Below are 26,289 nucleotides of genomic sequence, written 5' to 3'. Positions count from 1 at the left end.
CCGATAGCCTTACGCAGCTACATAAGCCCCTTGCCGGATTTGTGCATCGCCACGCTGACCATGGACAATGGCCCCGCTACGGATGTTATCGAGATAATCCCGATAGTAGGCAATGACGGACTGCTCGATATATTCAAAAGCGTAACGATCCACCGCATCGATTCCGGCCGCCTCCAGCGAAGCTTTCGGACAGCCGCCGATTTTGGCCACAAAAACGGCCGTACAATCGTTGATCGCGCGGATGATGGTGGTTTCCAAGGCTTCCTCTTCGCCATAACCGCCCTGGCAATAGAGATCCACGCGGCGGTGGCCGACAAACTTTGCCCCGGACGCACTCGCCTCATAAATCTGAAACTCGCTGGCATGACCAAAGTGCTCATTGACCCGCCCGCTGCCCTTGGTCGCTACCGCAATGAGAATTTTGACATCGGATTGCTCGCCGGCCAGGGTTTCCAGTTCTGCCCGCTTGGCGTCAGCCGTCGCCTGACGTTCCTGCTCTACCAGCGACTGATAGGCCTGGCGCGATTCCAGGTCATATTCCACATCCATCGCCATGACGGCTTCGGTCGTGAATTCCGCGGAACGGTCTTCGCCCAGCAGACCCACCGCATCCGCCCGGCATTGCCGGCAGTGGCGCATCATGTTCATTTCGCCTTCGCAACTATCCTGCAGGGCTTTGAGTTCCTGCGCGGTCGGGCCACGCTGGCCGTTCAAACCGAAAACCGTGCCATGTTCAGGCGCGGAAATCAGGGGCATGATGTTGTGAAGGAAGGCTCCACGGCTCTTGACCGCCCGGTTGACTTCCACCAGATGCTGATCATTGATACCAGGGATCATGACCGAATTGACCTTGCAGAGAATGCCGCGCTCGGTCAGCATTTCCAGTCCCTGCATTTGCCGATCAGTGAGTATCTGCGCCGCTTCACGTCCCTTGTAGCGCTTGTTTTTATAATAAATCCAGGGATAGATCTGGGCACCGATATCCGCATCCACCATATTGATGGTGATGGTGACGTGATCCACATTGAATCCGGCAATGGCATCCACATGATCGGGGAGCGCCAGGCCATTGGTGGATAGGCAGAGTTTTATATCCGGCGCTGTTTTCGAGATCAGCTCAAAAGTCTTGAAGGTTTTTTCGGGGTTGGCCAGGGGATCACCCGGACCAGCAATACCCAACACCGTCATTTGCGGAATGGTGGAAGCCACGGCCAGCACTTTTTTAGCCGCTTGCTCCGGCGTCAGCTTTTCACTGACGACACCCGGCCGACTTTCGTTGGCGCAGTCATATTTGCGGTTACAGTAATTGCACTGGATATTGCAGGCAGGTGCCACCGCCACGTGCATACGGGCGTAGTGATGATGTGCTTCTTCGCTGTAGCAGGGGTGATTCTTGACCTTCTCCCATATCTCCGGCGCCAGATCTCCCTGCCCCGCTCCACTGCCACAACTGGCCTTGCCGGAACCGCCGCTCGTACCACAACCTTGGTGTTCTGCCTTTTGCTGCATGATCTCATCCAGATCCACCCTGTTATTGGGTGTGGCAATACTGGAAAGAGAAATTATTTGGGATGCCATGGGCGTAATCCTCCATACGGATCTTCAGTGAACGATGGAAAACCGCGCGCCTCATGGATGTATCGGCTTGCTCCTAAGAAGCTGACGCTTGCATTATCTTTAGCAAAAGTGATGCCAGCAATGCCACCCTTGTTTTTCAAGGCGTTGGAATAGTTCATCCCTGCGCTTTGTCGGTAACATTACAGGTATTTCCCGTTCTGTGGCGTAAATTGTCAAAAACCGGACAAATGGCGAGAACCCAAAATTGCCGAGAAGGCAGGAATGGCGGCAATTACCGCGAAGATGAGTGGCGTACTCGCCACCCGGTTGAGCACTACTGGTTTAGAGCTTTTTAACTTCTATGCCATGTTTATTGAGGGCATAACCGAGTTTGCGGGTGGTCGTCCCCAACAAACGCGCGGCTTTGGCCTGTACCCAACCACAGCGCTCCATGGCCTGAATCAGACGATCCCGTTCCGACAAGGGGGAGGAACCCTCCACATCACTTGCCGCCACCGCATTCACCACTTGTTCCGCAGATTCGGGCATTACGGGGAGCGACTTACTGCTACTGCCCGGTACCTTCATGGTGACGATGGGATGCCCCCCTTCCAGCGGTCGCAAGGCCATGGAAAGGCACTGATTGCGCTGACAGGGCACGTCCAGATTACGGATGACATCGCCGCGCATCATGGTGGCGGTGCGTTCGACGCAGTTTTCCAGTTCCCGCACGTTACCCGGCCAGTAGCACGACACCAGGGTTTGCAAGGCTTCCGGAGTGAGGGTCAACTTGCGCTGATTCTCGGCGTTGTAACGGGCGAGGAAGTGTTCGATCAGGGCGGGGATGTCCTCACGGCGCTCCCGCAGTGGGGGCAGGAAAATACTGACGACATTGATCCGGTAGTACAGATCGGCGCGGAACTCGCCCTTGCTCACCGCCTCTTCGAGATTGCGATTGGTGGCCGTGATAATGCGCACATCGACCCGCCGGGTCTGATTCCCGCCTACCCGCTCGAATTCACGCTCCTGTAACACCCGTAAGAGTTTGGCCTGAAAAGCCGGAGAGATATCTCCGATTTCGTCGAGAAACAGCGTACCACCGTCTGCCAGTTCAAAACGCCCTTTGCGCTCCTGGGTGGCGCCAGTAAACGCGCCGCGCTCATGTCCGAAGAGTTCGGACTCGAGAATGCTTTCCGGGAGCGCCGTGCAATTGAGCGAAATAAAGGGCTTGTCGCGACGGGGGCTGAGATAGTGTATGGCGCGAGCGATGACTTCCTTGCCGGTACCGGACTCACCGCGCAGCAACACAGTCGCCTTGCCCGGCGCCGCCTGATGCACGTCAGCAAACACTGCCTGCATGGCGCGACTATTGCCAATGACATTTTTAATACTGTAGCGTTTCTGGAGTTCTTTCTGCAGACGATGCTTTTCCTGCAAAAGACGGTTTCGCTCCGCCGAAATCCCCTGATGCAGATTTACGGTCTGTCCCACCAGATTGGCGATCATCTGCAACAAGCGCACATCGGAACGGAAACTTACGCCCTTGTGCCGCTCACTGCGATAGATGGCGAGCACGCCGATACACTCATATCCCACCTTGATGGGCACCCCCACAAAAGCATGCAAATGCTGATTGATCTCCGGTTCAAAGGCACGGTGCAGAAAAGCCGGTTCCTGAGAGACATCAGGAATCACTATGGGCATGCCGGCACGCATGATCTTGCCGATCATCCCCTCCCCTAACCGATAACGCCCCCGTTCTATTTCCGCAACAGACAACCCTGTGGCCGCGATTACCCCCACAATTTCATCATTCATGCGCAACACGATCATGGACGGTGAAATATGCAGATGACTTTCCAGCGTCTTCAGAACATCGTTCAGGGTGTGTTCAAGCTCCATGGAGGAACTGAGCACCTTGCTCACCTCATAGATGGTTGTCAGTTCCTGAAAATGGTTGGGTGTTACGCGATCTTTCATGATAGTGTCCTCTTCTCTACAGCACTCAGAAGACGTTGGCGCGGGACGGTGGGAGCTTTGCTGGGACAGCAAGCTTCCGGATGCTTGAGCAGGAAACCGATCGTCGACACTTGCCCGAAGTGACGCTAATGTCATCAGCATACAGTTCAAGCGATACGGATGTCCACAGGCGTAATTGATCCTCGGGAAAACCTGCAATAAGGTCAAGCTGCAACCAGATCGCATTGTTATCAAATCGCCCTGACATTTTGTCGGTCATATACGGAATCCAGGCGCCATCGCCCACCCGGCCGATTACTTGCCGGTGAAAATTCGGCACGATCCCGAACCGGCTCTCCACCCAGCCCTTCATGACCGCGCCTTCCGGTGAATTGCTGTCATATCGCGGCGACTAATTCTGCAACACGACGGCCACCTTGGCGCGAACATCTTCGAGTTGCAAGGGCTTATGGAGAAACACCGTGCCTTTACTCATGATGGATGGCTTCAGCGCCGCACGCGCCTCCCCCACCACCAGTATCAGTCGCGCCTTGGGAAATTGTTCGCTCACCATTTCCACGGTCAACCCACCTTTGTCGAGCAGTGCTTCGCCGAGAATAATCAGGTCCGGCGGCCAATCCTGAGCCTTGGCGACAGCCGCCTGGAGACTGGCGATTTCATGGGTTTCATATTCATCATGGAGCATGAATTGCACGGCCATGCGCCCGATCTCATCCGTATCCAGCACAAAAATGCGCCGATTTCCCACCGCGAGATTACAATCCACACCGATCTGCATATCCTCCTCCCAAAATGAGTCAGTCATTCTCACTATGAGGAAATAAAAGCAGGTTTTATGCCATACAGATTACCTACCACATGGGGATGGCTAAAAGACTTCCGCAAAGCCATCAAAGGCCCTCTCCGTTTTTAAATCATCCAGTTAACCCATTTAAAAAAAACAGATTTATGGAATCTTCCTGAAGATGGCTGCCATGGGACAAGAGCAACCTGGTAAACCACAAAAAAAGGATTGCTGTGGGGTTTCCTGTCAGAGAAAGCACATTTTGTAAGTTTTCAAACAGCGCCCAAAGGGCTCCGTTAAAATGGAGATTGTATTTATAAAACATAATGATAACTGAACTTGCATCCGTCTGGCACGGCCCTTGCAACAGCGATGACGGAACGCGACTCTTCCCCGTTTTTTGGGGGCTTCCACCTGGCAAGTTAGTCCACTTTGAAACAGGAGACATGGCAATGAGCGACAAACTAAGGCAAATCGCCTTTTATGGAAAGGGAGGCATTGGCAAGTCCACCACCTCCCAGAATACCCTGGCAGCCCTTACGGAGATGGGGCAGAAAATTCTCATCGTCGGCTGCGATCCCAAGGCTGACTCCACCCGTTTGATTCTCCACTCCAAGGCGCAGAACACCGTGCTCAGTCTCGCTGCGGAAGCAGGCAGCGTCGAGGATCTGGAAATCGAAGACGTCATGAAAGTCGGTTACAGGGATATCCGCTGCGTGGAATCCGGTGGCCCAGAACCGGGCGTGGGTTGCGCCGGACGTGGCGTGATCACCTCCATCAACTTCCTGGAGGAAAACGGTGCCTATGACGGCGTCGATTACGTCTCCTATGATGTGCTGGGTGACGTGGTCTGTGGTGGATTCGCGATGCCTATTCGTGAAAACAAGGCCCAGGAAATCTATATCGTCATGTCCGGCGAAATGATGGCCATGTATGCCGCCAACAACATCTCCAAGGGCATTCTCAAGTACGCCAATTCGGGCGGCGTGCGTCTGGGCGGGCTGGTCTGTAACGAGCGCCAGACCGACAAGGAACTGGAACTGGCGGAAGCCCTGGCGGGCAAGCTGGGTACCAAGCTCATTCACTTCGTGCCCCGTGACAACATCGTGCAGCATGCGGAACTGCGGCGGATGACCGTGCTGGAATACGCACCGGAATCCAAACAGGCCGAGGAGTATCGTCAGTTGGCACAGAAAATCCATGCCAACGGCGGTAACGGCACCATTCCGACCCCGATCACCATGGACGAGCTGGAAGACATGCTCATGGAATTCGGCATCATGAAAGCAGTAGATGAAAGCATCATCGGCAAATCAGCCGCCGAACTGGCTGCCGCAGTCTGATGGATGGAGGGCATCTACCGTCAGGCGGCTGCCCTCGCTTTTTCTCGCTAAAGGAGAGATGTGATGAGCATTACCGCTGAAGAAACCCGGGAGCAGATTGTCGCCCAAACGAAGACGCGCAATCGTGCCCTGATCGATGAAGTTCTCAAGGTCTATCCGGAAAAAACCGCCAAAAGACGCGCCAAGCACCTGAACGTCTATGAGGAAGGTAAATCGGATTGCGGCGTCAAATCCAATATCAAGTCGGTGCCCGGCGTGATGACCATTCGTGGTTGTGCCTATGCGGGTTCCAAGGGCGTCGTCTGGGGCCCGATCAAGGACATGATTCATATTTCCCATGGACCCGTCGGTTGCGGCCAGTATTCCTGGGGCTCACGCCGTAACTATTATATCGGCACCACGGGTGTGGATACGTTTGTCACGATGCAGTTCACCTCCGATTTTCAGGAAAAAGACATCGTTTTCGGTGGCGACAAGAAACTCGAAAAGATCATGGATGAAATCGAGGGTCTCTTCCCGCTGAACCACGGTATTACCGTGCAATCGGAATGCCCCATCGGCCTGATCGGAGACGACATCGAAGCGGTATCCAAGAAGAAGTCGAAGGAATACGGTGGTAAAACCATTGTTCCGGTGCGTTGTGAGGGCTTCCGGGGGGTATCCCAATCGCTCGGCCACCATATCGCCAACGATAGCATCCGCGACTATGTCTTCGAGAAGCAAGGCGCAGCACCCAAGTCTTTTGAAAAGACCCCTTACGATGTCGCCATTATTGGTGACTATAACATCGGCGGCGATGCCTGGAGTTCGCGCATCCTGCTGGAAGAAATGGGTCTGCGGGTGATTGCCCAGTGGTCCGGTGATGGTTCTCTGGCGGAATTGGAGAACACCCCCATGGCCAAATTGAATGTCCTGCACTGCTATCGTTCCATGAACTATATCTCCCGCTATATGGAAGAAAAACATGGCGTGCCGTGGGTCGAGTACAACTTCTTCGGACCTTCCAAAATCGCCGAGTCCCTCAGGACGATTGCCAGCTATTTTGATGATCACATCAAGGAAGGCGCGGAACGGGTTATCGAGAAGTACACCCGCCTCACCGAAGAAGTGATCGCCAAATACCGGCCGCGTCTGGAAGGCAGAACCGTCATGCTGTTTGTCGGTGGCTTGCGTCCTCGCCATGTCATCGGTGCCTATGAAGATCTCGGCATGAATGTGGTGGGAACCGGCTATGAATTCGGCCACAACGACGACTATCAGCGTACTACCCATTATGTGAAAGACGGCACGCTGATTTATGACGATGTGACCGGTTACGAGTTTGAAAAGATGGTGGAAAGCATCCAGCCCGATCTCGTGGGATCCGGCATCAAGGAAAAGTATGTCTTCCAGAAGATGGGCGTACCTTTCCGGCAGATGCACTCCTGGGACTATTCCGGCCCTTATCACGGCTATGACGGCTTCGCCATCTTCGCCCGGGACATGGATATGGCCATCAATAATCCCGTGTGGAGCTTGACCAAAACGCCCTGGGAGTAGGTACCGTGGGGGCGGCACAGGCCGCCCGCTCATCGGCGGACAACGGGCCGCCCCAACGATCGAATGAGGAATAACGCCATGAGTCAGAACGCTGAAAAGGTCCTTGACCACTTCAATCTGTTCCGTGAACCGGAATACCAGGAGATGTTCAAGAACAAAAAGGAACAATTTGAAAACGCGGTACCACAGGACAAGCTCGTGCAGGTCCGTGAATGGACAAAGACGTGGGATTATCGGGAAAAGAATTTTGCCCGTGAGGCGTTGACGGTAAATCCAGCCAAGGCCTGTCAGCCCCTGGGTGCCGTGTTTGCCGCAGTGGGCTTTGAAAGCACCTTGCCTTTTGTGCATGGATCACAGGGTTGCGTCGCTTATTATCGCAGTCACCTGAGCCGACATTTCAAGGAGCCGACTTCCTGTGTGTCCTCCTCCATGACCGAAGATGCCGCCGTATTCGGTGGCCTCAACAACATGGTTGACGGGCTTGCCAATGCCTACGCCATGTACAAACCCAAGATGATTGCCGTTTCCACCACCTGCATGGCGGAAGTGATCGGTGACGACCTGAACGCCTTCATCAAAACCTCCAAGGAAAAGGGTAGCGTCCCAGAGGCCTATGATGTGCCTTTCGCCCATACTCCGGCCTTCGTCGGCAGTCATATCACCGGCTATGACAATGCCCTGAAGGGCGTGCTTTCCCACTTCTGGGATGGCAAGGCGGGTACCGTACCGGCACTGGTGCGCGAACCCAACGAGAAGATCAACTTCATCGGTGGCTTTGACGGCTATACCGTCGGCAACACCCGGGAAGTGAAGCGTATCCTGGATCTCATGAACCTGGAATATACGATCCTGGCCGATGCCAGTGATGTCTTTGATACGCCGAGCGACGGGCAATTCCGCATGTATGACGGCGGCACCACCCTGGAAGATACGGCCGCAGCCCTGAATGCCAAAGCCACTTTCTCCATGCAGGAATATTGCACGGAAAAGACTTTGCCTTTCATTGCGGAGCACGGTCAGGAAGTCGTCGCCCTGAATTGCCCCATCGGCGTATCGGCCACGGACAAGTTCATTATGGAATTGTCCCGCGTCAGCGGCAAAGCGATTCCCGATGAACTGAAAAAGGAGCGCGGCCGTCTGGTGGATGCCATTGCGGATTCCACGGCGCACATTCATGGCAAAAAGTTCGCCCTCTACGGTGACCCGGATCAATGCCTCGGCCTGGCGGCCTTCCTGATGGAATTGGGCGGCGAACCCACCCATGTACTGGCTACCAACGGGTCCAAGCATTGGGCGGAGAAAGTGCAGGCGCTGTTCGACAATTCACCCTTCGGCAAGGATTGTCATGTCTATGCCGGCAAGGATCTCTGGCATATGCGCAGCCTGCTGTTCACCGAGCCGGTGGATTTCCTCTTTGGCAACACCTATGGGAAATATCTGGAACGCGATACGGGCACGCCCCTTATCCGTTACGGCTTCCCCATCTTCGATCGTCATCATCATCACCGTTATCCCATTTGGGGCTATCAGGGCGGCCTGAATATGCTGGTGCGCATATTGGACAAGATTTTTGACGAGATCGACAACAACAGTAATGTGCCGAGTCAGAGCGATTACAGTTTCGACATCATTCGTTAATCGCTCAGGCGTTATCGGCTTGTCTGGCGGCGCCTTGGCGCCGCCTCTCAAGGAGCAGCAGCATGGCGACTGGCCTGTCAGTGCATAGTGGGAACCGCTGATCAATTCTTTGTTGCATTCTGATTTTCCAGGAGGTGCTTTATGTTGCAGAACAAAATCCAGGACATTTTCAATGAGCCGGGATGCAGCAAGAACCAGAGCAAGTCCGACAAAGAGCGCAAGAAAGGCTGCACCAAGGCCCTGCAGCCGGGCGGTGCGGCCGGTGGTTGTGCTTTCGATGGGGCAAAAATTGCCCTGCAACCCATTACCGACGTCGCCCACCTGGTCCACGGCCCCATCGCCTGTGAAGGCAACTCCTGGGATAACCGCGGTTCAAAATCGTCTGGTTCACAACTGTACCGCACCGGCTTTACCACCGATATCAATGAACTGGATGTGGTGTATGGTGGCGAAAAACATCTCTACAAATCCATCAAGGAGGTCATCGATAAATACGATCCGCCCGCGGTCTTCGTTTATCAAACCTGCGTCCCGGCGATGATCGGGGACGATATCGAAGCCGTGTGCAAGGCGGCGAGTCTAAAATTTGCCAAGCCCGTCATTCCCGTCAATTCCCCCGGTTTTGTCGGCGCCAAGAATCTCGGCAACAAACTGGCTGGAGAGGCTCTGCTGGATTATGTGATCGGCACGGAGGAGCCTGAATACACCACCCCTTATGACATCAATATCATTGGCGAATACAATCTTTCCGGTGAACTCTGGCAGGTCAAACCACTCCTTGATCATTTGGGGATCCGGGTTACTTGCTGTATCAGCGGTGACGCCAAGTATCACGACGTGGCGCAATCCCATCGCGCCAAGGCCAATATGATGGTCTGCTCAAAGTCCATGATCAATATCGCGCGGAAAATGGAAGAGCGTTATCAGATTCCGTTCTTTGAAGGATCCTTTTATGGCATCTCCGATACCACGGAATCACTCCGGGAAATCACCCGCCTGCTGATCCAGCAGGGCGCCCCGGCAGAACTTCACGACCGTACTGAAACGTTGATCGCCCGGGAAGAGGCAAGAGCCTGGCAACGTATCGCCGAATATACCCATCGCCTGCGTGGGAAACGGGTGCTGCTCTTCACGGGGGGCGTCAAATCCTGGTCGGTGGTGTCCGCCTTGCAGGAAGGGGGGATGGAAGTCGTCGGGACCAGCGTCAAGAAATCCACCCAGGAGGACAAGGAGAAAATTAAAGAAATCATGGGACAGGATGCGCACATGCTTGATGATCTGACGCCACGGGAAATGTACAAAATGTTTCAGGAGGCGCGTGCGGATGTGTTGCTGTCGGGCGGACGCTCCCAATTTGCCGCCCTCAAAAACAAAATGCCCTGGGTGGACATCAACCAGGAACGCCATCATGCCTATAACGGTTATGAAGGGATGGTCAATCTGGTGAAACAGATCGATTTGGCCCTCCACAATCCCATGTGGACCTTGTTGCGCAAACCCGCGCCCTGGGATATGCGGGAGGCGCGGACATGAGCACCGTCGTTCAGAGCCGCAAAGCCTGCACGGTCAACCCCCTCAAAATGAGTCAACCCATCGGCGGCGCCCTGGCCTTCCTGGGCATTGCCGACTGCATGCCCATGCTGCACGGTTCCCAGGGCTGTACCGCCTTTGGTCTGGTGCTCTTTCAGCGGCATTTCAATGAGGGCATTCCCATGCAGACCACCGCCATGAGTGAGGTGGCGACGGTCATGGGCGGGCTGGATAACATCGGTAGCGCCATCCTCAATATTCATAAACGTACCAACCCAGCCATCATCGGCATCTGTTCCACCGGCGTCACCGAAACCAAAGGCGACGATGTGGATGGATATCTGAAAAACTTTCGCGCCACCCATCCCGAATTGGACCAGTTGGCCCTGGTTTACGTCTCTACTCCAGACTTCAAGGATGCTTTTCAGGATGGCTGGGCAAAGGCCGTGGAGAGCATGGTGAAAGGGTTGGCTGAACCCAGCAGCGCGCGCCGGGAGGGTGCCGTCAACTTCCTCGTGGGATGCCATCTCACCGCTGCGGACATCGAAGAACTCCGGGAAATCGGTGAATCCTTCGGGCTCGAAGCGACTATCCTGCCCGATATTTCCGGGTCCATGGACGGCCATATTCCGGACGACTTCACGCCCAACACTCTGGGCGGCACTCCGGTAGAGGCCATCCGGCGCATGGGTGAGGCGGAACTGACCATTGCCTTGGGCGAACAAATGCGTCCTGCGGCAGAAGCCCTGATGACCAAGACCGGCCAGCCTTATGTGCTCTTCGATCGCATTACTGGCATCGAAGCGACGGATCAGTTATTGGACTGCCTGAGTCAGTTGAGCGGACAACCGGTACCTGGCAAATATCGTCGCCAACGCAGTCAGTTGATCGACGCCATGCTCGACAGTCATTTTTTCTTCGGCGGCAAAAAAATCGCCATCGGCGCCGAGCCTGACCTGCTCTGGAATATCGGGTCGTGGCTCAGCGAAATGGGGGCGATCATCGCGGCTGCAGTGACCACCACCCATTCGCCGCTACTCGAACAGATGCCTTGTGAGGAAGTGCTCATCGGTGACCTGGAAGACCTGGAAGCGCGGAGTGCTGGCTGTGACCTGCTCATCACCCACTCCCATGGACGGCAGGCGGCGGCGCGGCTGGATATCGCTTTCCTGCGCATGGGGCTGCCTATTTTTGACCAGCTCGGTGCCGCCCATCGCCTGTCCCTCGGCTATCGCGGTGCCCGCGATCTGACCTTCGAGATCGGTAACCTGTTAATGGCACAGGAAGCGGAAAACCGTCCGGATAGTTGGCCATTGCCCATGGAGGATCACGATGCACATGCGCCGTTTGCGTTTGGTTAAGGATGCGGAACGCAGTAGTCATTTTTTATCTGGTCAAAGCCCAGGAGGCACCATGAAAGTCGCATTTTCAACGCAGGATATGCAGAGAGTCGATGCCCATTTTGGTTGGGCAAAAAACATCGCCATTTATGAACTCAGTGCAGAAGGTCACCATTTTCTGGAGGCTGTGCAATTCGACGGTGAACTCGCTGAAGACGGCAACGAAGACAAGCTGGCCCCCAAGCTGGAAGCTATCAAGGATTGCGCCATTCTGTATGTGGCCGCTATTGGCGGCTCCGGTGCGGCGCGGGTGGTGGCCATGAAAATTCATCCCATCAAGGTGAATGAACCGGAACCCATCAGCGAAATACTCGACAAGCTGCAAGTCGTATTACAGGGCACCCCTCCCCCATGGCTGCGCAAGGTCATGAACAAGGGCGCAGAAAAAACATTTGATTTTGACGACGAAGAGGAGCTGAGTCATGCCTGAGAATGCTGCAGTGGCGGCGGTTTTGCCGGAGGAATCCCTGTTTTATCGCGAACTGGTCAAGCAGTGGCGAGCGCAGGATAGCTACGGTGCCTGGGAAAAAAAGTCTGACATGGAACTGCTGGCACCCTATGTGCTGGATAAGGAGCAGCGCCGGGCGATCCCCATCATTGGCGACCCTGATCCCGAAGTACTCTGGCGCGTGGAACTTTTTTATAACGCCGTGGGGCTGGCTACGGAGCGAGCTTCCGGAGTCATGGTGTCGCCCATGATGAAAATGAGTCATGAAGGCTTTGGCCGCCTGGTATTGATTGCCGGACGCCTGATTGTTGTCAACAAACAATTGCGCGATGTCCATCGCTTCGGTTTTCCTTCCATGGACAAGTTGGCAGAGGAAGGAGATAAATTGGTGGCAAATGCCCTGGAAATGATCGAAAAATTTCCCGAGGTGGCTCGCTATTAAGGGCCGGATACCTGCAGATGCCGCCAGATCGAGGAATCGGAGGAAATCATGTCTATTCTATTCGAACCACTGTATGTCCAATGGACTGATGTGCCACACTGGGAGGAGATCATGGAAGAAAAAGAACGTTTGAAAGCAGAAATAAAACAGCTCAATGGGAAAGCAACCCAGTTAAAGATGGATTTGCATGACCTTGCCGAAGATCTCCCCATAGGGTGGGAGAAAATCCCGGATCTTGCCCAGAAAACGTTCCATGCGTATGAGCTTCTTAGTCAGGCAAGAGCAGAATTTGCATCACTCCCCTGAGGTCCGAGCCATGTCCGAGATCAACGGAATTACCAAAGATGGATTAGCCTGGCTACCCCGTTTTGTGGATGCCATTAATACCGAAAAATGCATAGGCTGTGGCCGATGTTTTCGGGCATGTGGGCGCGATGTATTGAATCTCGTCGGAATGACTGAAGAGGGGGAGATCGTAGCCGCCACCGATGATGAAGCGGAACGCAAATTCATGACCATTGCCCACCCGGAAAAATGTATCGGCTGCGAAGCCTGCTCCCGGGTTTGCCCCAAGGATTGCTATACCCATGCTTCCATGTCCTTGGCGGTCAGTGTCTCGGCATAGTGCCTTCGGGGGGGGAATGCATCCATGAAAACTGCCATATATGACATTCTGATGTCTGGTCGCAATCCGGATGAGGCATTCTCTGATGCCCGATTTTTTGCTCGATGTATCAGCCATCGCGCCATGGAACGCCACGGCAAGCTCAGTGGCGCGCTTGGCCTGGATATCCGCCAACTGGGTCATCTGTTTTCTCGTTATTTCCCGCGGATAGCGGAATCACGCTCGACCGGACAATGCACGAAGGTCTATCTCCATAACGCGGCAGGCGGTACTTTTCTGTGTCAATGTCTGGGGAAAGCAAACAATGCATCCATGCGCAATGAGGAAACCGGCGATCTGGTCAAGCTTTTACTGGATCACCGTGCCGGCGTTGATCATGCTACAGAGTGGGTAGCGGCCATTCTCGCAGTGGGCTGCCTGGGCGATGATCACTTGTGGCAAGACCTGGGCCTAACGAATCGTGAGGACCTCAGTGACATTATTAAACGCCATTTTCCGCGACTGTATTTCAAAAATACCGGCAACATGAAGTGGAAGAAATTCTTTTATAAGCAGTTGTGTGACCAGGCTGGAGTCCGCCTCTGCCGGGCACCCAGTTGCAATGTTTGTCATGATTATGCCCAATGCTTCGGCCCGGAAGATGCCAGTGCTTGGAACCTGCTGGGGCTGCCCAGGGCTAAAAACCTATAAGCATCCGCAACCCGATCAGGATGCAATATTTACCCCTAGTAGTGCGTTACCGCTATACGTTCATTTCCCTTCAAAAAAATGTATGAAATCTGACAAGTTGTTATCACGACACCGGATTGCTTTTGAAAGAACAAATAAATACAGTCAGTTAAAAAATCACGCGCTATGTGGCCCAAGTCTTGCTATATCTATTCTGGAAAATCTTCGCGTAAGGAGCCAGTCATGCTGCAATTAACAGGGAAAGCCATTGATGTTGTCAAAAACCTGCTTGCCGAGAATCCTGAAGCGAGCGGATTACGGGTTGCGGTGACCGGAGGTGGTTGTTCCGGCTATCAGTATGGAATGGGCTTGGAAGCCGAAGCAGGCGCGGATGACACCGTGGTGGCCATAGAGGGCGTGCCGGTTTACGTGGACAACGCCAGCGCCACTCTGCTTAGCGGGGTCGTCATCGACTATGTGGACGAACTCAGCGGCAGTGGTTTCCGTTTCGAAAACCCCAATGCTACGGGAACCTGCGGTTGCGGGTCGTCATTCACCACGGGAGACGAAGCCTCCGCTTCCTCAGCCTCCTCCTGCGGACATCGGAGTTAACGCCATGTGGGATTATACCGATAAAGTCAAGGATTTATTTTTCAACCCCAAGAATACCGGGGTCCTCGAAGAGGCCAACGCGGTCGGCGAGGTCGGTTCCATCAGTTGCGGGGATGCCCTGCGCCTGATGCTCAAGGTAGACCCGGATACAGATGTCATTCTGGACGCCCGCTTCCAGACTTTTGGCTGCGGCTCGGCCATCGCCTCATCATCAGCGTTGACTGAACTGATCAAGGGCAAGACGCTGGATGAAGCGCTCAAAATCACCAATCAGGACATCGCTGAGTTTCTGGGTGGACTCCCACCGGAGAAAATGCATTGTTCGGTGATGGGTGCCGAGGCCCTGCACGCCGCCATCGCCAATTACCGTGGCGAAGAATGGTCAGATGATCACGAAGAAGGCGCGCTGGTCTGTAAATGCTTCGCCATTGACTCGGCGCTCATCGAGAAGGTGGCCAGAGAAAACCATTTGTCGACGGTCGAAGAGATCACTTTCTATACCAAGGCGGGTGGTGGCTGTCAAAGCTGCCATGAGCAGATCGAAGATATCCTCGCGGCAGTAAACGGCAGCGCGCCGCTACCGGTGGTGGCAGCGAAAGCCGCCGCCAAAGCCGCTCCGGCCCCCATGACCATGGTGCAGAAAATCCAGAAAATATCCGCCGTGATCGATGAAATGCGCCCGCAATTCCAGATGGATGGCGGCAATATCGAACTGGTCGATGTGGAAGGTGATACGGTCATGGTGGCCATGAGCGGCTCGTGCATGAACTGCCAGTCTTCGGGGATCACCATTTCCGGCATCCAGGAACGCCTGATGCTGACCCTGGGGCGTCCGGTACGGGTGGTTCCGGCCAGCATGCCGCAAGCCGTGGGGGCATAGCCATGAGCAGCGCCTATATGGACAACAACGCCACCACCCGGGTAGATCCCCGGGTGCTGGAGGCCATTCTTCCCTACTTCAGCGAGTATTACGGCAACCCCTCCTCCATGCACAGTTTCGGTGGCGATGTGGGCAAACGTTTGGAGGAAGCGCGCGCTTCCGTACAGGCGCTGCTGGGGGCAGAGCACGACTCGGAAATCATTTTTACCTCCTGCGGTACGGAATCCGATAACACCGCCATCCTCTCGGCCCTGGCCATACAACCCAGTCGTCGGGAAATCATCACCAGTGTGGTAGAGCACCCAGCCATACTGACGCTCTGTGATCATCTCGAACGTCATGAAGGCTACAAAGTCCACTACATTCCCGTGGACAGACTTGGGCGCATCTCCAGGGAGGCGTATGCCGCAGCGCTCAGCGAGCAGGTGGCCGTCGTCTCCATGATGTACGCCAACAATGAGACGGGAACGATCTTTCCCGTCGAAACCATGGCACGGATGGCCAAGGAGAAGGGCGCCCTCTTTCATACGGACGCCGTGCAGGCGGTGGGCAAAATTGCCTTGAATATGCGGGAGTCGGCCATCGACATGCTCTCCCTCTCCGGCCATAAGCTGCATGCCCCCAAAGGTGTCGGTGCGCTCTATGTGCGTCGGGGCACCCGCTACCGCCCCATGCTGCGCGGTGGTCATCAGGAACGCGGACGCCGGGCCGGAACAGAAAACACCACGGGGATTATCGCCCTGGGGCTGGCGGCAGACATGGCCCTGGAGCATATGGAGTATGAAAACACCGTGGTGCGCGCTTTAAGGGATCGTCTGGAGGCCGGGATACTGGCGCAGGTGCCCTATGCTTTCGCCAATGGCGACCCCGAACACCGCCTGCCCAATACGTCCAGCATCTCTTTTGAATACATCGAGGGCGAGGCCATTCTGATGCTCCTGAGCCGGGTCGGTATCGCCGCCTCTTCTGGTTCCGCCTGTACCTCCGGGTCGCTGGAGCCGTCCCATGTGTTGCGCGCCATGGACATCCCCTATACGGCGGCGCACGGCACCATCCGTTTCTCCCTGTCCCGAGAGACCACGGAAGCCGAAGTGGACTGGGTGATTGCGCAAACACCACCCATCATCGCGCAATTGCGGCGTCTGTCCCCTTACTGGGGCGCCAATGGCCCCATTCTCACCGATAATGCCTTTGCACCCGTATATGCATGAAATCAGCCCTATCTCCAAAAGCTTCTCGGTAATCCACGACACCACCCTGCGCGACGGCGAGCAGACCGCAGGGGTGGCTTTCCGCCCCGAGGAAAAACTGGCTATCGCCGAGAGTCTGGCCAATGCCGGGATCCCGGAGTTGGAGATCGGCATTCCCGCCATGGGGAGCGAGGAGGAAGAAACCATCCGGGGCATTGCCCTGATGGGACTGCCCGCCCGCTTGGTGGTCTGGTGCCGGATGCACGATACGGACCTCGCCGCGGCAAAGCGTTGTGCGGTGGACATGGTCAACGCCTCAGTGCCGGTTTCGGATATCCAGATTCGAGGCAAGCTGGGCAAAGATCGTCAGTGGGTCTTGCAGCAGGTGGATCGCCGGGTGAAGCAAGTGCTGGACAGCGGCATGGACGTAGCAGTAGGTGGCGAAGATTCCTCCCGGGCGCCGCTGGACTTTATCCTGCGGGTCATGGAGGTCGCCCAACGCGCGGGAGCGCGCCGCTTTCGTTATGCCGACACCCTGGGCATTCTGGAACCCTTTAATACCGCCCATATCATGCGGCGCTTAAGGGCGGCCACGGATATGGAAATTGAAATCCATGCTCACAACGATCTGGGTCTGGCCACTGCCAACTCCATCGCGGCCCTGCGTTTTGGCGCCACCCATGTGAACACGACGGTGAACGGTCTGGGCGAGCGCGCCGGTAATGCCGCGCTGGAGGAAGTAGTGATGTGTCTGCATCATTTGCACGGTTTCGAGACCGGCATTGAAGTGCGCCAGTTCAAGGCGATTTCGCAATTGGTGGCATTGGCTTCCGCGCGACCCGTGCCCGCCGGGAAAAGTATCGTCGGCGATGCCATCTTCAGCCACGAATCGGGTATCCACGTCGATGGACTGATCAAAAACCCCCGCAATTACCAGAGCTTCGACCCAGAGGAACTGGGGCGCCAGCATCACGTGGTGCTGGGCAAGCATTCCGGTACCAAGGCCATCATGCGCGCCTACGCTGAGCTGGGCAGTGCCATCACTGAATTACAGGCACAAAGCATCCTCAAACAGATTCGCGTCTATGTGCTTCGGCACAAGGCACCACCGCCCGTAGAGGACCTGCATCGCTTTCTTCTGGAGAGTGTGGAGTCCCTGGAAGCGCATTCCTGAATGGAGGACACACCCGTGGCTGCTACCCTGCTCGACCAAGAACAACCCCGCAAGTCCGGTTTGTGGCGCAATCTGCGCGAAGATATTCACTGTGTTTTCGAACGCGATCCGGCTGCCCGCAGTACGTTGGAAATCCTCACCACCTACCCTGGGGTACACGCGTTGCTGGCGCACCGCCTCGCCCATCGCTGGTGGCGGAGCGGTTGGCGTTATCCGGCGCGTGTGCTCAGCGCGATGGCGCGATTCTCCACCGGTATCGACATTCACCCGGGGGCGCGGATCGGGCGGCGTTTTTTCATTGACCACGGCATGGGCGTGGTGATCGGCGAAACGGCTGAAATTGGTGATGATTGTACCCTCTACCATGGGGTGACGCTGGGGGGCACGAGCTGGAATCCAGGCAAGCGTCACCCGACATTGCAGGATCGGGTCATGGTGGGTGCGGGTGCGAAGATCCTCGGGTCCGTCACTATCGGTCATGACAGCCAGGTGGGTGCCAATGCGGTGGTCATTAACGATGTGGCCCCGGGTATGACGGTCGTGGGCATCCCCGGCCGCGTCGTGCTGCCTGCGGAACGCCGCCGCATCAACGCCCACGGTATTGATCTGGATCACCATCTCATGCCCGATCCGGTGGGCAAGGCCATTCAGTGCCTGATGGAACGGATTTCCCAACTGGAATTGCAGGCCCAGTCCAGCGGGCGGGCCGTGCAACTGACGGAAAAAGACTGCAATAACTGTCCGGATTCCGATCCCAACCTGTGTGGGCCAAACAGCAGCCAAGCGGCTTTGGCTCCCCTCCCCTCTGACGAATTCCAAGGATGACACCATGGGTGATTTACGTAAAACACTGGCGAGTTTGTCCTCCGCTGAGGATTTCCTGAAGTTTCTGAACATCGACTATGATGAGACTGTGGTCCATGTCAATCGTCTCCATATCCTCAAACGTTTTCATGACTACCTGAAAAGGGAGGGGAATACGGACGCCCTGGATGATCAGGCGCTGCAAGCGCTTTATGTGAAATTACTCAGCCAGTCATATCAGGATTTTGTGGTATCTGACGCGGTCTCCGAAAAGGTCTTCAAAGTCTTTCATCAGGCCATGGGCGTGAGTCACGTCTCTCTGGACAAGGTGGCGGTCAGCGCGCCGAAAGCACGTTGACACGCGATTGCCGCGTCTGAATAAAATGCCACGACCAAGGCTGACGAACGGCGCATATCATGGCGGCAAGCAATAACAGCGAAGCGGTGCGGGTGGTGATGGCCTACCATGAACGCTCCAAGCATCACCTGAATCGCTATGCCGCCGGGCCGGAAGCGCTGGACTGGGATGCACAGCCCAACCCCTTCCGCGAGTTCACCGGGAGCCCGCAACACATCTTGCCGTTGTTGACGGACGAAACTGCCGTCACTTTCGCCGGGTTGCCCGCCGCCACACCCCAACCCCTCACTTTGCCGGCGGTCGCGCAGCTTTTGGAGCTTTCCCTCGGGCTGGCGGCCTGGAAGGAATACGGTCCTGATCGCTGGGCGTTGCGTTGCAATCCATCCAGCGGCAACCTGCATCCCACCGAGGCCTATGTGCTCGCCTTCGGGGTGCAGAGTTTGCGCAATGGACTTTACCACTATGTGAGCCGGGACCATCTGTTGGAACAACGCTGGTGTCCCGATGCCGGACAACCCAGCGCAGGGGTGTATATCGGCCTGAGTTCCATAGCCTGGCGCGAAGCATGGAAATACGGCGAACGGGCCCAACGCTATTGCCAACTGGATATTGGCCATGCGCTGGGTGCCCTGCGCTATGCCGCGGGGACCCTGGGTTGGCAGCTTCGCTTGCGCGGGGATGTGGACGATGCCCGACTGCGCAGCCTCCTGGGCTTAGATCGTGCTGGCGATTTCGTGCATGCGGAAAACGAGGATGCGGAGCTGCTGCTGGAAATCCTCCTGGCCGATACCATGCCCTCCGCCATCCCTGGCCCCGCTGCGCTGCCGGGGCAATGGCGAGGTCAGGCCAACTGCCTGGATCCCCACCCCCTATACCAGTGGCCGGTCATCGCCGAAACGACCAGCGCCAGCAGGATGCCGGTACTCACTCCCGACCCGCTTCCGCCCGATCCCTGGCCAACCCGCAAAATATCGGGGCATACTGCCGCGAGCACCCTGATCCGCCGTCGGCGCAGCGCCCAGCGCTTCGACCCGAAGGCGGTCATGGCGGCTGACGATTTCTTTACCCTCCTGGATGCGTTGCTGCCCCGTTCCGCCCTGCCCTGGGACGTCTGGCCCTTCACCTCGCGCATCCATCCGATCTTTTTTGTGCATCGCGTCGAAGGCCTGAACAGCGGCCTTTATGCCCTGCCCCGCACTGGGGAGGGCGAACAAGTGCTCCGCATGGCCCTCAATCCCGACTTCTCCTGGGAAGCGGTGGCTACTGCGCCAAACCATCTGCCCCTGCGGCGACTCTATAGTGGCGACGTGCGCAGTATCGCCCGGACCCTGTCCTGTCATCAGGCCATTGCCGCCGATAGCTGCTTTGCCGTGGCCTTTCTGGCGGAGTATGCCGCCCCCCTGAAGAGCGGTGCCTGGCATTATCGTCTGCTCCACCAAGAAGCCGGGCTGCTGGGCCAGATATTGTATCTGGAAGCCGAATCCCTGGGTCTGAATGGCACCGGCATCGGCTGTTTTTTTGATGACGCCGTGCATGACCTATTGGGGATCAAGGATAACAGTCTGCAATCCCTCTACCACTTCACCGTGGGTCATGCCCTGACGGATACGCGGATCAGCACCCTCCCGCCCTATGCCCACCGGACACTGAACACTCACACCGGAGAAAACTCATGACTACCCGCTCCTTTCAGCGTATTGATGTGCACAAGGCCCGCGAACTCCTGCAAAGGTCGGACACATTGTTACTGGATTGCCGCCATCCCAGCGATTTCCGGGCCGGACATATTGCCGGAGCTTCTCCCCTGGGCGATGACAACGCCGATGACTATGTGCTGAACATGGCCAAACATCGTCCCGTGCTGATCTATTGCTACCATGGCAACGCCAGCCAGATGCGTGCCCAACTGTTTGCCGATTTTGGTTTCGCGGAGGTATATAGTCTGGATGGTGGTTACGAAGCCTGGCGCAAGGTGCATGCGCCCGCAAATCCGCAGCTCACCGAGGCGCTGCAACGCTGGCTGACGGCGCAGGAGTTTCCCGCCGCAGACATCCACGCGCGCACCCGCGACGGGGTGACGCCCTTGATGCGCGCTGCCGGCGAAGGCCATCCTGAACGGGTGGCTGAACTGCTCGCCGCCGGTGCCGACCCGCAGCAACGCAACCACGATGGCAATCAGGCCCTCTGGTTCGCTTGTGTCAGTGAGAATCTGGACACACTGGACCTGCTGGTCGCGGTTGGCGCCAACATTAACCACCAGAATGACAACGGCGCCACTTGCCTGATGTATGCTGCATCCGCCGGCAAGACGGCGGTAGTGGCGCGTTTGCTGGCATTCGGTGCAGACCGGAGCCTCCTTTCGCTCGACGATTTCACTGCACTGGATATGGTCGCCAATCTGGAGTGTCTGAATTTGTTGCGCGAAACGCCGAGGCGGGTAAAAGCCGCCACCTGAACAGGCATCATTATTGCTGTACCGGGTAACAGATGACGTTTTGGCCATAACCTGACAAAGGAACAAAGATGCCTATCTTCGATTACCATTGTTGCGATTGCGACGCCGACTTTGAATTGCTGGTCATGAGCGGAAGTATACCAAGCTGTCCCCAATGCGGCAGCCAACGCATGGAAAAGCAACTTTCACGGGTAGCCGCACCTGGTCGTAGTGCTGGATTGATTGCGCGTGGTCGTGCGCAAGCGGCGAAAGAGGGGCACTTGAGCCATTTTTCGCCCGCCGAGCGCAAATTGCGCTGACTTGGCAGGCATCGTTTTTCCTTCACCGACTTTTGGAACAACATGAGCGAGGACTTATCATGAGTGGCTTTTTCATGGATTGGGATGGCCATTTACGCAGCGACACTCTATAAAACCCTCGCCGATGTGGAAAAGGCCGGAATCAAAGCGGAAATGGTTCCCGGCTCTCATCCCTGGGGAAGCAAGAGAGACGGGTTTTAGTTTCGCACCATCAGGTAAAGGTCAATATCCCGACTCATCCAGCCAATAGTGGCTTTGTGCCAGGCTGCATAATTGGCCTCTTCCCAAATTACACATAATAATGCTTCTTCCTGGGTAATTTCTGCATCACTATACTGCTTCTGATTGGCTATTTCGCAAGCCATAGGGTCAGCTCCATGCTGTGCGAAGACTTCCGCAGCCGCCTCAATGGCGCGGGCCATATCTTTTTCACTCACCAATCCCACATCCTGGCCTGCCAGGGTAATGATGGTACGCATCTTCATTTCTCCATATCGCATTAAAAAACGCGCATCTCCAAGGTCACGCAGCGGCCGGTTCCAGCCCGCGAAATACCGAACAGCGTTCAAAGACTTCCACAGTCGGCAGCACCTTTTATGATGACAGACTTTGGCCACCAGTGCAGTTTCAAAAAGCCTCTCCTTAGATGTCAATAAGTAAACATTATTGTCATAAAACGAACAAATAAATGGGGGGAATGGCCATGTGGAAGATGCAGCAAAAAAGATGCCAAGGTCATGGCGTATTGGGGTATAACCAGCTTAAAAACTTGTTGACAGCAAAAAATATATGCCGGTATATTCCATTGAATATTCCGCAAACCACAGGATCCGCAAACCACAGGAGTAGAAACCGTGAAACACCGTCGCCATCAAATTTCTCTTGGACTGATCATCGCCGCCAGCCTGCTGTTTTTATCACCTCAGGCCATGGCCAAAGACCTGCATGTCGCTTACGCAGGCTCCATGGGTACGGTCATGGACCTGCATCTTGGACCGGCCTTCGCCAAAGCCCATAACGTGCAATATCAGGGGGAGGGCCAGGGCGCTTACGGTCTCGCCCATCTCATCGCCGCCCACAAACTGCGCACCGACGTTTTTGTCTCCATCACCCCCGGCCCCATCGAGGTGCTGATCAAGGCCGGTCTGGTCAAGGAGGCCTATCCGGTCGCCAGTACCGCCATGTGCATCGCTTACAGTCCTAACAGCCCCTACGCCAAGGATTTCAAGGAAGCCGCGGAAGGCAAAGTGGCCTGGTATGAAATCCTGCAGAAGCCGGGGGTAATCTTCGGTCGCACGGATCCCAAAACCGATCCCCAAGGTCAAAATATCGTCTTTACCTTCATGCTGGCTGAAAAGTATTACCACCAACCGGATTTGGTGAACAAGATCCTCGGCCCCATTGAAAATCCGCAGCAGATATTTACGGAGGCGTCGTTACTTTCCCGCCTCAAGAGTGGTCAGATGGCCGCCTCGTCGGGTTATCTCAGCGCGGTAAAATCCCTGCATCTGCCTTATATTACCCTGCCCGATCAGATCAATCTCAGCAATCCGGCCATGATCAAAAACTGGTACAGCAAAGTCCAATTCACCCTGAATGTGGACGGGAAACCCACGACCGTGCATACCCAGCCCCTGGTCTTCTATGCCGCGGTACCCGTCGACGCGCCCGACCCCAAACTGGGCATGGCCTTTATCCACTTCATGGCCAGCCCCCAGGGTCAGGCCATGTTCAAAGAGACCGGCTATAACCCGCCCAAGGGTGGCGTACTGAAATAAAGCGGCCCCGCGCCGGCGCGTTCTGTGGCCGGCGTAGGCTGTTCGCCGGAACGTCGGGATGAGCTATCCCTCCGCAAATTGGCTGAATATGCATCGTTATATTTAAAAAGTCACAATGAAAATCATCATATTCCATGCGCATCAGGAACTATGCCCATGCAGAAAAATATCCTTCCCCTGTTAACAACAGCGATTCTGATAGGCAGCTTCAATGCCAACGCCCAAGCCGAAACCCTGAGCCAGTTTTTTACCCGGAGCAAAATTGACGGGCAAATCCGCTCCTACTATTTCAGCCGCTTGTATGGCACGCCCGATGTGCCCAACGCCTATGCTTACTCTCTGGCTGGGCGCATTAATGTCCTGACCGCCCCTTTTTTGACTGGATTCCGGGTAGGGGTGAGTTTTTATACGGCTAACGCCATGGGTACCCTGGCCAGCAACCCCGACCGGGTCGATAAAACCCTCATGGGAGACAAGCCTTCCGTCAATGCTTTGGGACAAGCCTATCTGGAGTACCAGGATCACTGGATCACCGCCAAGGTGGGTAACCAGTTGGTGGATACCCCGTGGCTGAATCGGGTCGGTGGACGAGTGATTCCCGTCACTTATCAGGGGGTCACCCTGGAGGCCCATCCCATCAGCGGTCTGCAACTGAGTGCCTTGCGGATTTTCCGCTGGAAAGACCGCACCACCGACCAGTTCTATCGGGATAACTTGTATTATCCCGGTCATTATGATGGGGATTCTCTGTACGGAGGGCCCAACGTGCTGCCCGCAGGGACTCCGCCTACCAATGGGGTGCTCGCCTTTGGCGCCCGCTATCACGGGTATCACGTCGAAACTGCTGCCTGGTTTTACCAGTTCGACCAGTTCACCAACATGTTCTACTGGAGCGGTCACTACGCACCGCCGACATCTTTCGTCCTCAAGCCCTTTGTGGATGCGCAGTTCACCAGGGAATGGGGTGCCGGAGAAGCTTTTGCCAGCACTGGAACCACGCTTTTCGGGCAACCGGGCCAAGGCGTCAACAGTACCAACTGGGGTATCAAAACCGGGATAGCCTTTCCCCACGGCAGCTTGTGGTGGGCTTATGATGCCACCGAATTACACAGCCATGCGCTCGGTGGAGGTGCCATTATTTCTCCCTACACCGTCGGATATACCGCAGACCCTCTGTATGTAGATAGCATGATTCAGGGTCTGGTCGGCGTGGGTCCCGGACATGGTTGGCGAGTGCGTGCCGGCTATTGGGTCGTACCCCAACAATTGCAATTTACTGCGGGCTACTCACAATTCACCACCTATTTTTCGGGAAACAGCAACTGGACCCATTTCAACGTGAGCTATTTCCCGCAAGGTATGTTCAAAGGGCTGTGTTTGCGGGATCAGGTGGAGGTCGGTAATGGTGGGGTGCAGGGATTGTTTCCCGGATCACCCCAGCACTCCTTTGTTTACAACCGGGTAATGATGACATACAAATTTTAGCGCCGGTCATGGATGGTGCGTGAGGAGTGGACCGGGTTAAGGTATCATTGCCGCAGGCCGGGCGAATGGCGACATTGGATGCGATGAATACACCGAAAAAAATCACCCCCTCCGGCCTGTCGGAACGGCAGAAATCCCGTTGGATGATGGCATCGACGGGGCTCAATGGCCTGCTCTCCCTGGCAAAGATCGGCTGGGGGGTTTACTCCGGCAGTACCGTCGTCATCGCCGACGCCGTGCATAGCCTTTCCGATGTATTGGGCGCCCTGCTCATCCTGGCGGCCATCCGCTTTTCCCGCCACCGCTCCTCGCGATTTCCCTACGGCCTCCATAAGGTGGAGGACATGGCTGCCCTGGGCGGTGCCTTGCTGGTCGTCATTGCCGCCTACGAGATCGCCCGCGCGGTGTTTTTTTCCGGCGGTGCGCGGCCACCTGACAATCCTTTGGCCACCATGGGCTTCATGACGGCCATCGTGGCGGCCGAAGGCATTTTTTATGTTTTCGAGCGGCGCGCCGCCGCCCGCCTCCGCTCTCCCGGACTGCAAAGCGATGTGGTGAACTGGCTGGGTGACATCGGCGCCGGGGTGGTGGTCATGGCCGGAATCGGCGGGCATCTCCTGCGGATACCCTTCGCGCAGGAGATCGCCGTCCTCATCATCCTCATCCTGATTCTGCAAGGCACCTGGGGAGTGCTGAAAAACGCCATCCTCTCGCTGCTGGATGCCTCGGTGGAATCCGAACTGTACGCGAAGGCAAAAAATCTGCTGTTGACCACGCCGGAAGTGGAAGGCGTGGAGGGGCTGCGGCTGCGCCATGCCGGGAGTGTCCTGTTCGCGGACGCCACCATCGGCATCGCTGCGGCGAATTTCGCGCACGCCCATGAAGTGGCCGACCGCGCCCAACAGCGCCTACAAGAGGCGTTTCCCGAACTGGAAAGCATCACCCTTCATTACGAGCCGCCCTTCAAGCCCTTCAAAAGGCGGGCATTCCTCCTGACCGAAGAGGGATCGGCGCTGGCCACGCGCTTCGGGAGGACGCAGCGTATACGTTTCGAGGATGAAAACCGCGAGGGCGTCCTGGTGAGTACCCAGACCCTGAACAACCCCGTACCGCCGGCCCAAAAAGGCCGTGGCATACGGTTGGCGGCATGGCTCATCGCCCAGGGGGCGGACGAAATTCATATGGGCGCCGGACAGTTGGAACCGGCTCTGGAGGCATTGTTCTCGGCGGAGGGAATCACCCTGGTGATCGACGAGAATCCTCCCCTTCCACCGCACGCGCAATGAAAACCATGCAGGA

27 protein-coding genes and 1 pseudogene are annotated in these 26,289 nt (G+C 56.0%); 22 read left to right on the top strand and 6 right to left on the bottom strand.

The annotated features are described in order from the left end of the window. Nucleotides 1-9: 9 nt before the first annotated feature. The 5 genes and pseudogenes from nifB to ACJU26_RS06775 form a co-directional block, all read right to left on the bottom strand. On the bottom strand, nt 10-1,578 hold the full coding sequence (nifB, locus tag ACJU26_RS06795) for a nitrogenase cofactor biosynthesis protein NifB (protein WP_414041748.1): 1,569 nt from the start codon (nt 1,576-1,578) through the stop codon (nt 10-12). Then, nucleotides 1,563-1,736, bottom strand: a complete 174-nt coding sequence (locus ACJU26_RS06790) for a hypothetical protein (RefSeq protein ID WP_414041747.1) — start codon at nt 1,734-1,736, stop codon at nt 1,563-1,565. Before ACJU26_RS06790 ends, nifB begins: the two co-directional genes overlap by 16 nt. Nucleotides 1,737-1,899: 163 nt before the next feature. Then, complete coding sequence (gene nifA, locus ACJU26_RS06785; RefSeq protein WP_414041746.1) at nt 1,900-3,537, bottom strand: nif-specific transcriptional activator NifA; 1,638 nt, start codon at nt 3,535-3,537, stop codon at nt 1,900-1,902. 25 nt (nt 3,538-3,562) lie between these two features. Next, nucleotides 3,563-3,907: pseudogene (locus tag ACJU26_RS06780) on the bottom strand (NAD(+)--dinitrogen-reductase ADP-D-ribosyltransferase); the annotation flags it as partial. A gap of 21 nt (nt 3,908-3,928) precedes the next feature. Continuing rightward, the gene (locus tag ACJU26_RS06775; RefSeq protein WP_414041745.1) at nt 3,929-4,342 is read right to left on the bottom strand and encodes a response regulator; all 414 of its coding nucleotides are present in this window, start codon (nt 4,340-4,342) and stop codon (nt 3,929-3,931) included. A 431-nt stretch (nt 4,343-4,773) separates the two neighbouring features. Between ACJU26_RS06775 and nifH the strand changes: the two genes are divergently transcribed. The 19 genes from nifH to ACJU26_RS06680 all read left to right on the top strand — a co-directional run bounded on the left by nifH (nt 4,774) and on the right by ACJU26_RS06680 (nt 21,727). After that, nucleotides 4,774-5,664: a nitrogenase iron protein gene (nifH, locus tag ACJU26_RS06770; RefSeq protein WP_414041744.1), complete on the top strand. Its 891-nt coding sequence runs from the start codon at nt 4,774-4,776 to the stop codon at nt 5,662-5,664. Between the two features lie 63 nt (nt 5,665-5,727). Then, the gene (gene nifD, locus ACJU26_RS06765) at nt 5,728-7,203 is read left to right on the top strand and encodes a nitrogenase molybdenum-iron protein alpha chain (RefSeq protein ID WP_414041743.1); all 1,476 of its coding nucleotides are present in this window, start codon (nt 5,728-5,730) and stop codon (nt 7,201-7,203) included. A gap of 78 nt (nt 7,204-7,281) precedes the next feature. Next, on the top strand, nt 7,282-8,841 hold the full coding sequence (gene nifK / locus ACJU26_RS06760; protein WP_414041742.1) for a nitrogenase molybdenum-iron protein subunit beta: 1,560 nt from the start codon (nt 7,282-7,284) through the stop codon (nt 8,839-8,841). Between the two features lie 141 nt (nt 8,842-8,982). Then, on the top strand, nt 8,983-10,374 hold the full coding sequence (gene nifE, locus ACJU26_RS06755; RefSeq protein WP_414041741.1) for a nitrogenase iron-molybdenum cofactor biosynthesis protein NifE: 1,392 nt from the start codon (nt 8,983-8,985) through the stop codon (nt 10,372-10,374). After that, the gene (nifN, locus tag ACJU26_RS06750) at nt 10,371-11,732 is read left to right on the top strand and encodes a nitrogenase iron-molybdenum cofactor biosynthesis protein NifN (protein WP_414041740.1); all 1,362 of its coding nucleotides are present in this window, start codon (nt 10,371-10,373) and stop codon (nt 11,730-11,732) included. The genes nifE and nifN overlap by 4 nt, the downstream gene beginning before the upstream one ends. A gap of 52 nt (nt 11,733-11,784) precedes the next feature. Next, entirely contained in the window at nt 11,785-12,201 is a 417-nt protein-coding gene (gene nifX / locus ACJU26_RS06745) for a nitrogen fixation protein NifX (protein WP_414041739.1), read from the top strand. Continuing rightward, nucleotides 12,194-12,661, top strand: a complete 468-nt coding sequence (locus tag ACJU26_RS06740) for a NifX-associated nitrogen fixation protein (protein WP_414041738.1) — start codon at nt 12,194-12,196, stop codon at nt 12,659-12,661. Before nifX ends, ACJU26_RS06740 begins: the two co-directional genes overlap by 8 nt. 111 nt (nt 12,662-12,772) lie before the next feature. After that, on the top strand, nt 12,773-12,967 hold the full coding sequence (locus ACJU26_RS06735) for a CCE_0567 family metalloprotein (RefSeq protein WP_414041737.1): 195 nt from the start codon (nt 12,773-12,775) through the stop codon (nt 12,965-12,967). 10 nt (nt 12,968-12,977) lie between these two features. Beyond that, nucleotides 12,978-13,286: a ferredoxin III, nif-specific gene (gene fdxB / locus ACJU26_RS06730; RefSeq protein ID WP_414041736.1), complete on the top strand. Its 309-nt coding sequence runs from the start codon at nt 12,978-12,980 to the stop codon at nt 13,284-13,286. Between the two features lie 24 nt (nt 13,287-13,310). After that, nucleotides 13,311-13,976, top strand: coding sequence for a nitrogen fixation protein NifQ (locus ACJU26_RS06725; RefSeq protein WP_414041735.1), 666 nt, complete (start codon nt 13,311-13,313; stop codon nt 13,974-13,976). A 222-nt stretch (nt 13,977-14,198) separates the two neighbouring features. Further along, nucleotides 14,199-14,567, top strand: coding sequence for a HesB/IscA family protein (locus tag ACJU26_RS06720; protein WP_414041734.1), 369 nt, complete (start codon nt 14,199-14,201; stop codon nt 14,565-14,567). A 4-nt stretch (nt 14,568-14,571) separates the two neighbouring features. After that, nucleotides 14,572-15,447 carry a Fe-S cluster assembly protein NifU gene (nifU, locus tag ACJU26_RS06715; protein WP_414041733.1) on the top strand — a complete coding sequence of 292 codons (876 nt, stop codon included), beginning with the start codon at nt 14,572-14,574 and terminating at the stop codon, nt 15,445-15,447. A 2-nt stretch (nt 15,448-15,449) separates the two neighbouring features. Then, the gene (gene nifS, locus ACJU26_RS06710; protein WP_414041732.1) at nt 15,450-16,658 is read left to right on the top strand and encodes a cysteine desulfurase NifS; all 1,209 of its coding nucleotides are present in this window, start codon (nt 15,450-15,452) and stop codon (nt 16,656-16,658) included. After that, complete coding sequence (gene nifV, locus ACJU26_RS06705) at nt 16,651-17,811, top strand: homocitrate synthase (RefSeq protein ID WP_414041731.1); 1,161 nt, start codon at nt 16,651-16,653, stop codon at nt 17,809-17,811. Before nifS ends, nifV begins: the two co-directional genes overlap by 8 nt. Nucleotides 17,812-17,871: 60 nt before the next feature. Then, nucleotides 17,872-18,636, top strand: a complete 765-nt coding sequence (cysE, locus tag ACJU26_RS06700; RefSeq protein ID WP_414041948.1) for a serine O-acetyltransferase — start codon at nt 17,872-17,874, stop codon at nt 18,634-18,636. A gap of 4 nt (nt 18,637-18,640) precedes the next feature. Then, nucleotides 18,641-18,973 (top strand): nitrogenase-stabilizing/protective protein NifW, encoded by a 333-nt coding sequence (gene nifW, locus ACJU26_RS06695; RefSeq protein ID WP_414041730.1) that lies wholly within the window; start codon nt 18,641-18,643, stop codon nt 18,971-18,973. 59 nt (nt 18,974-19,032) lie between these two features. Continuing rightward, nucleotides 19,033-20,649 (top strand): SagB/ThcOx family dehydrogenase, encoded by a 1,617-nt coding sequence (locus ACJU26_RS06690; RefSeq protein ID WP_414041729.1) that lies wholly within the window; start codon nt 19,033-19,035, stop codon nt 20,647-20,649. Continuing rightward, entirely contained in the window at nt 20,646-21,428 is a 783-nt protein-coding gene (locus ACJU26_RS06685) for an ankyrin repeat domain-containing protein (protein ID WP_414041728.1), read from the top strand. The genes ACJU26_RS06690 and ACJU26_RS06685 overlap by 4 nt, the downstream gene beginning before the upstream one ends. Before the next feature lie 68 nt (nt 21,429-21,496). Next, nucleotides 21,497-21,727, top strand: coding sequence for an FmdB family zinc ribbon protein (locus tag ACJU26_RS06680; protein WP_414041727.1), 231 nt, complete (start codon nt 21,497-21,499; stop codon nt 21,725-21,727). A 197-nt stretch (nt 21,728-21,924) separates the two neighbouring features. Here ACJU26_RS06680 and ACJU26_RS06675 read toward each other — a convergent pair whose 3' ends face one another. Next, nucleotides 21,925-22,206 (bottom strand): hypothetical protein, encoded by a 282-nt coding sequence (locus ACJU26_RS06675; RefSeq protein ID WP_414041726.1) that lies wholly within the window; start codon nt 22,204-22,206, stop codon nt 21,925-21,927. 375 nt (nt 22,207-22,581) lie between these two features. Between ACJU26_RS06675 and ACJU26_RS06670 the strand changes: the two genes are divergently transcribed. The 3 genes from ACJU26_RS06670 (at nt 22,582) to ACJU26_RS06660 (ending at nt 26,276) form a co-directional block, all read left to right on the top strand. Further along, complete coding sequence (locus ACJU26_RS06670; RefSeq protein ID WP_414041725.1) at nt 22,582-23,505, top strand: extracellular solute-binding protein; 924 nt, start codon at nt 22,582-22,584, stop codon at nt 23,503-23,505. Between the two features lie 156 nt (nt 23,506-23,661). Then, the gene (locus ACJU26_RS06665) at nt 23,662-24,990 is read left to right on the top strand and encodes an OprD family outer membrane porin (RefSeq protein ID WP_414041724.1); all 1,329 of its coding nucleotides are present in this window, start codon (nt 23,662-23,664) and stop codon (nt 24,988-24,990) included. Nucleotides 24,991-25,055: 65 nt separating this feature from the next. After that, entirely contained in the window at nt 25,056-26,276 is a 1,221-nt protein-coding gene (locus ACJU26_RS06660) for a cation diffusion facilitator family transporter (protein WP_414041723.1), read from the top strand. The last annotated feature ends 13 nt before the right edge of the window (nt 26,277-26,289 follow it).

The sequence above is a fragment of the Acidithiobacillus sp. M4-SHS-6 genome (genome assembly GCF_047421495.1).
Classification (GTDB): domain Bacteria; phylum Pseudomonadota; class Gammaproteobacteria; order Acidithiobacillales; family Acidithiobacillaceae; genus Acidithiobacillus.
Note: the sequence above shows the minus strand (reverse complement) of the source record. Positions and strands in the feature narration are given on the sequence as shown.

What these genes read in the sequence shown, in the direction of transcription:
- ACJU26_RS06660 (WP_414041723.1), top strand. Translation starts at nt 25,056, where the DNA reads ATGGCGACATTGGATGCGATGAATACACCGAAAAAAATCACCCCCTCC.
- nifB (WP_414041748.1), bottom strand. Translation starts at nt 1,578, where the DNA reads ATGGCATCCCAAATAATTTCTCTTTCCAGTATTGCCACACCCAATAAC.
- ACJU26_RS06690 (WP_414041729.1), top strand. Translation starts at nt 19,033, where the DNA reads ATGGCGGCAAGCAATAACAGCGAAGCGGTGCGGGTGGTGATGGCCTAC.
- ACJU26_RS06790 (WP_414041747.1), bottom strand. Translation starts at nt 1,736, where the DNA reads ATGAACTATTCCAACGCCTTGAAAAACAAGGGTGGCATTGCTGGCATC.
- nifK (WP_414041742.1), top strand. Translation starts at nt 7,282, where the DNA reads ATGAGTCAGAACGCTGAAAAGGTCCTTGACCACTTCAATCTGTTCCGT.
- ACJU26_RS06675 (WP_414041726.1), bottom strand. Translation starts at nt 22,206, where the DNA reads ATGCGTACCATCATTACCCTGGCAGGCCAGGATGTGGGATTGGTGAGT.
- nifH (WP_414041744.1), top strand. Translation starts at nt 4,774, where the DNA reads ATGAGCGACAAACTAAGGCAAATCGCCTTTTATGGAAAGGGAGGCATT.
- ACJU26_RS06740 (WP_414041738.1), top strand. Translation starts at nt 12,194, where the DNA reads ATGCCTGAGAATGCTGCAGTGGCGGCGGTTTTGCCGGAGGAATCCCTG.
- ACJU26_RS06725 (WP_414041735.1), top strand. Translation starts at nt 13,311, where the DNA reads ATGAAAACTGCCATATATGACATTCTGATGTCTGGTCGCAATCCGGAT.
- nifN (WP_414041740.1), top strand. Translation starts at nt 10,371, where the DNA reads ATGAGCACCGTCGTTCAGAGCCGCAAAGCCTGCACGGTCAACCCCCTC.
- fdxB (WP_414041736.1), top strand. Translation starts at nt 12,978, where the DNA reads ATGTCCGAGATCAACGGAATTACCAAAGATGGATTAGCCTGGCTACCC.
- ACJU26_RS06720 (WP_414041734.1), top strand. Translation starts at nt 14,199, where the DNA reads ATGCTGCAATTAACAGGGAAAGCCATTGATGTTGTCAAAAACCTGCTT.
- nifW (WP_414041730.1), top strand. Translation starts at nt 18,641, where the DNA reads ATGGGTGATTTACGTAAAACACTGGCGAGTTTGTCCTCCGCTGAGGAT.
- ACJU26_RS06685 (WP_414041728.1), top strand. Translation starts at nt 20,646, where the DNA reads ATGACTACCCGCTCCTTTCAGCGTATTGATGTGCACAAGGCCCGCGAA.
- nifS (WP_414041732.1), top strand. Translation starts at nt 15,450, where the DNA reads ATGAGCAGCGCCTATATGGACAACAACGCCACCACCCGGGTAGATCCC.
- ACJU26_RS06680 (WP_414041727.1), top strand. Translation starts at nt 21,497, where the DNA reads ATGCCTATCTTCGATTACCATTGTTGCGATTGCGACGCCGACTTTGAA.
- nifV (WP_414041731.1), top strand. Translation starts at nt 16,651, where the DNA reads ATGCATGAAATCAGCCCTATCTCCAAAAGCTTCTCGGTAATCCACGAC.
- nifA (WP_414041746.1), bottom strand. Translation starts at nt 3,537, where the DNA reads ATGAAAGATCGCGTAACACCCAACCATTTTCAGGAACTGACAACCATC.
- nifX (WP_414041739.1), top strand. Translation starts at nt 11,785, where the DNA reads ATGAAAGTCGCATTTTCAACGCAGGATATGCAGAGAGTCGATGCCCAT.
- ACJU26_RS06665 (WP_414041724.1), top strand. Translation starts at nt 23,662, where the DNA reads ATGCAGAAAAATATCCTTCCCCTGTTAACAACAGCGATTCTGATAGGC.
- nifE (WP_414041741.1), top strand. Translation starts at nt 8,983, where the DNA reads ATGTTGCAGAACAAAATCCAGGACATTTTCAATGAGCCGGGATGCAGC.
- ACJU26_RS06735 (WP_414041737.1), top strand. Translation starts at nt 12,773, where the DNA reads ATGGAAGAAAAAGAACGTTTGAAAGCAGAAATAAAACAGCTCAATGGG.
- ACJU26_RS06775 (WP_414041745.1), bottom strand. Translation starts at nt 4,342, where the DNA reads ATGACTGACTCATTTTGGGAGGAGGATATGCAGATCGGTGTGGATTGT.
- nifD (WP_414041743.1), top strand. Translation starts at nt 5,728, where the DNA reads ATGAGCATTACCGCTGAAGAAACCCGGGAGCAGATTGTCGCCCAAACG.
- nifU (WP_414041733.1), top strand. Translation starts at nt 14,572, where the DNA reads ATGTGGGATTATACCGATAAAGTCAAGGATTTATTTTTCAACCCCAAG.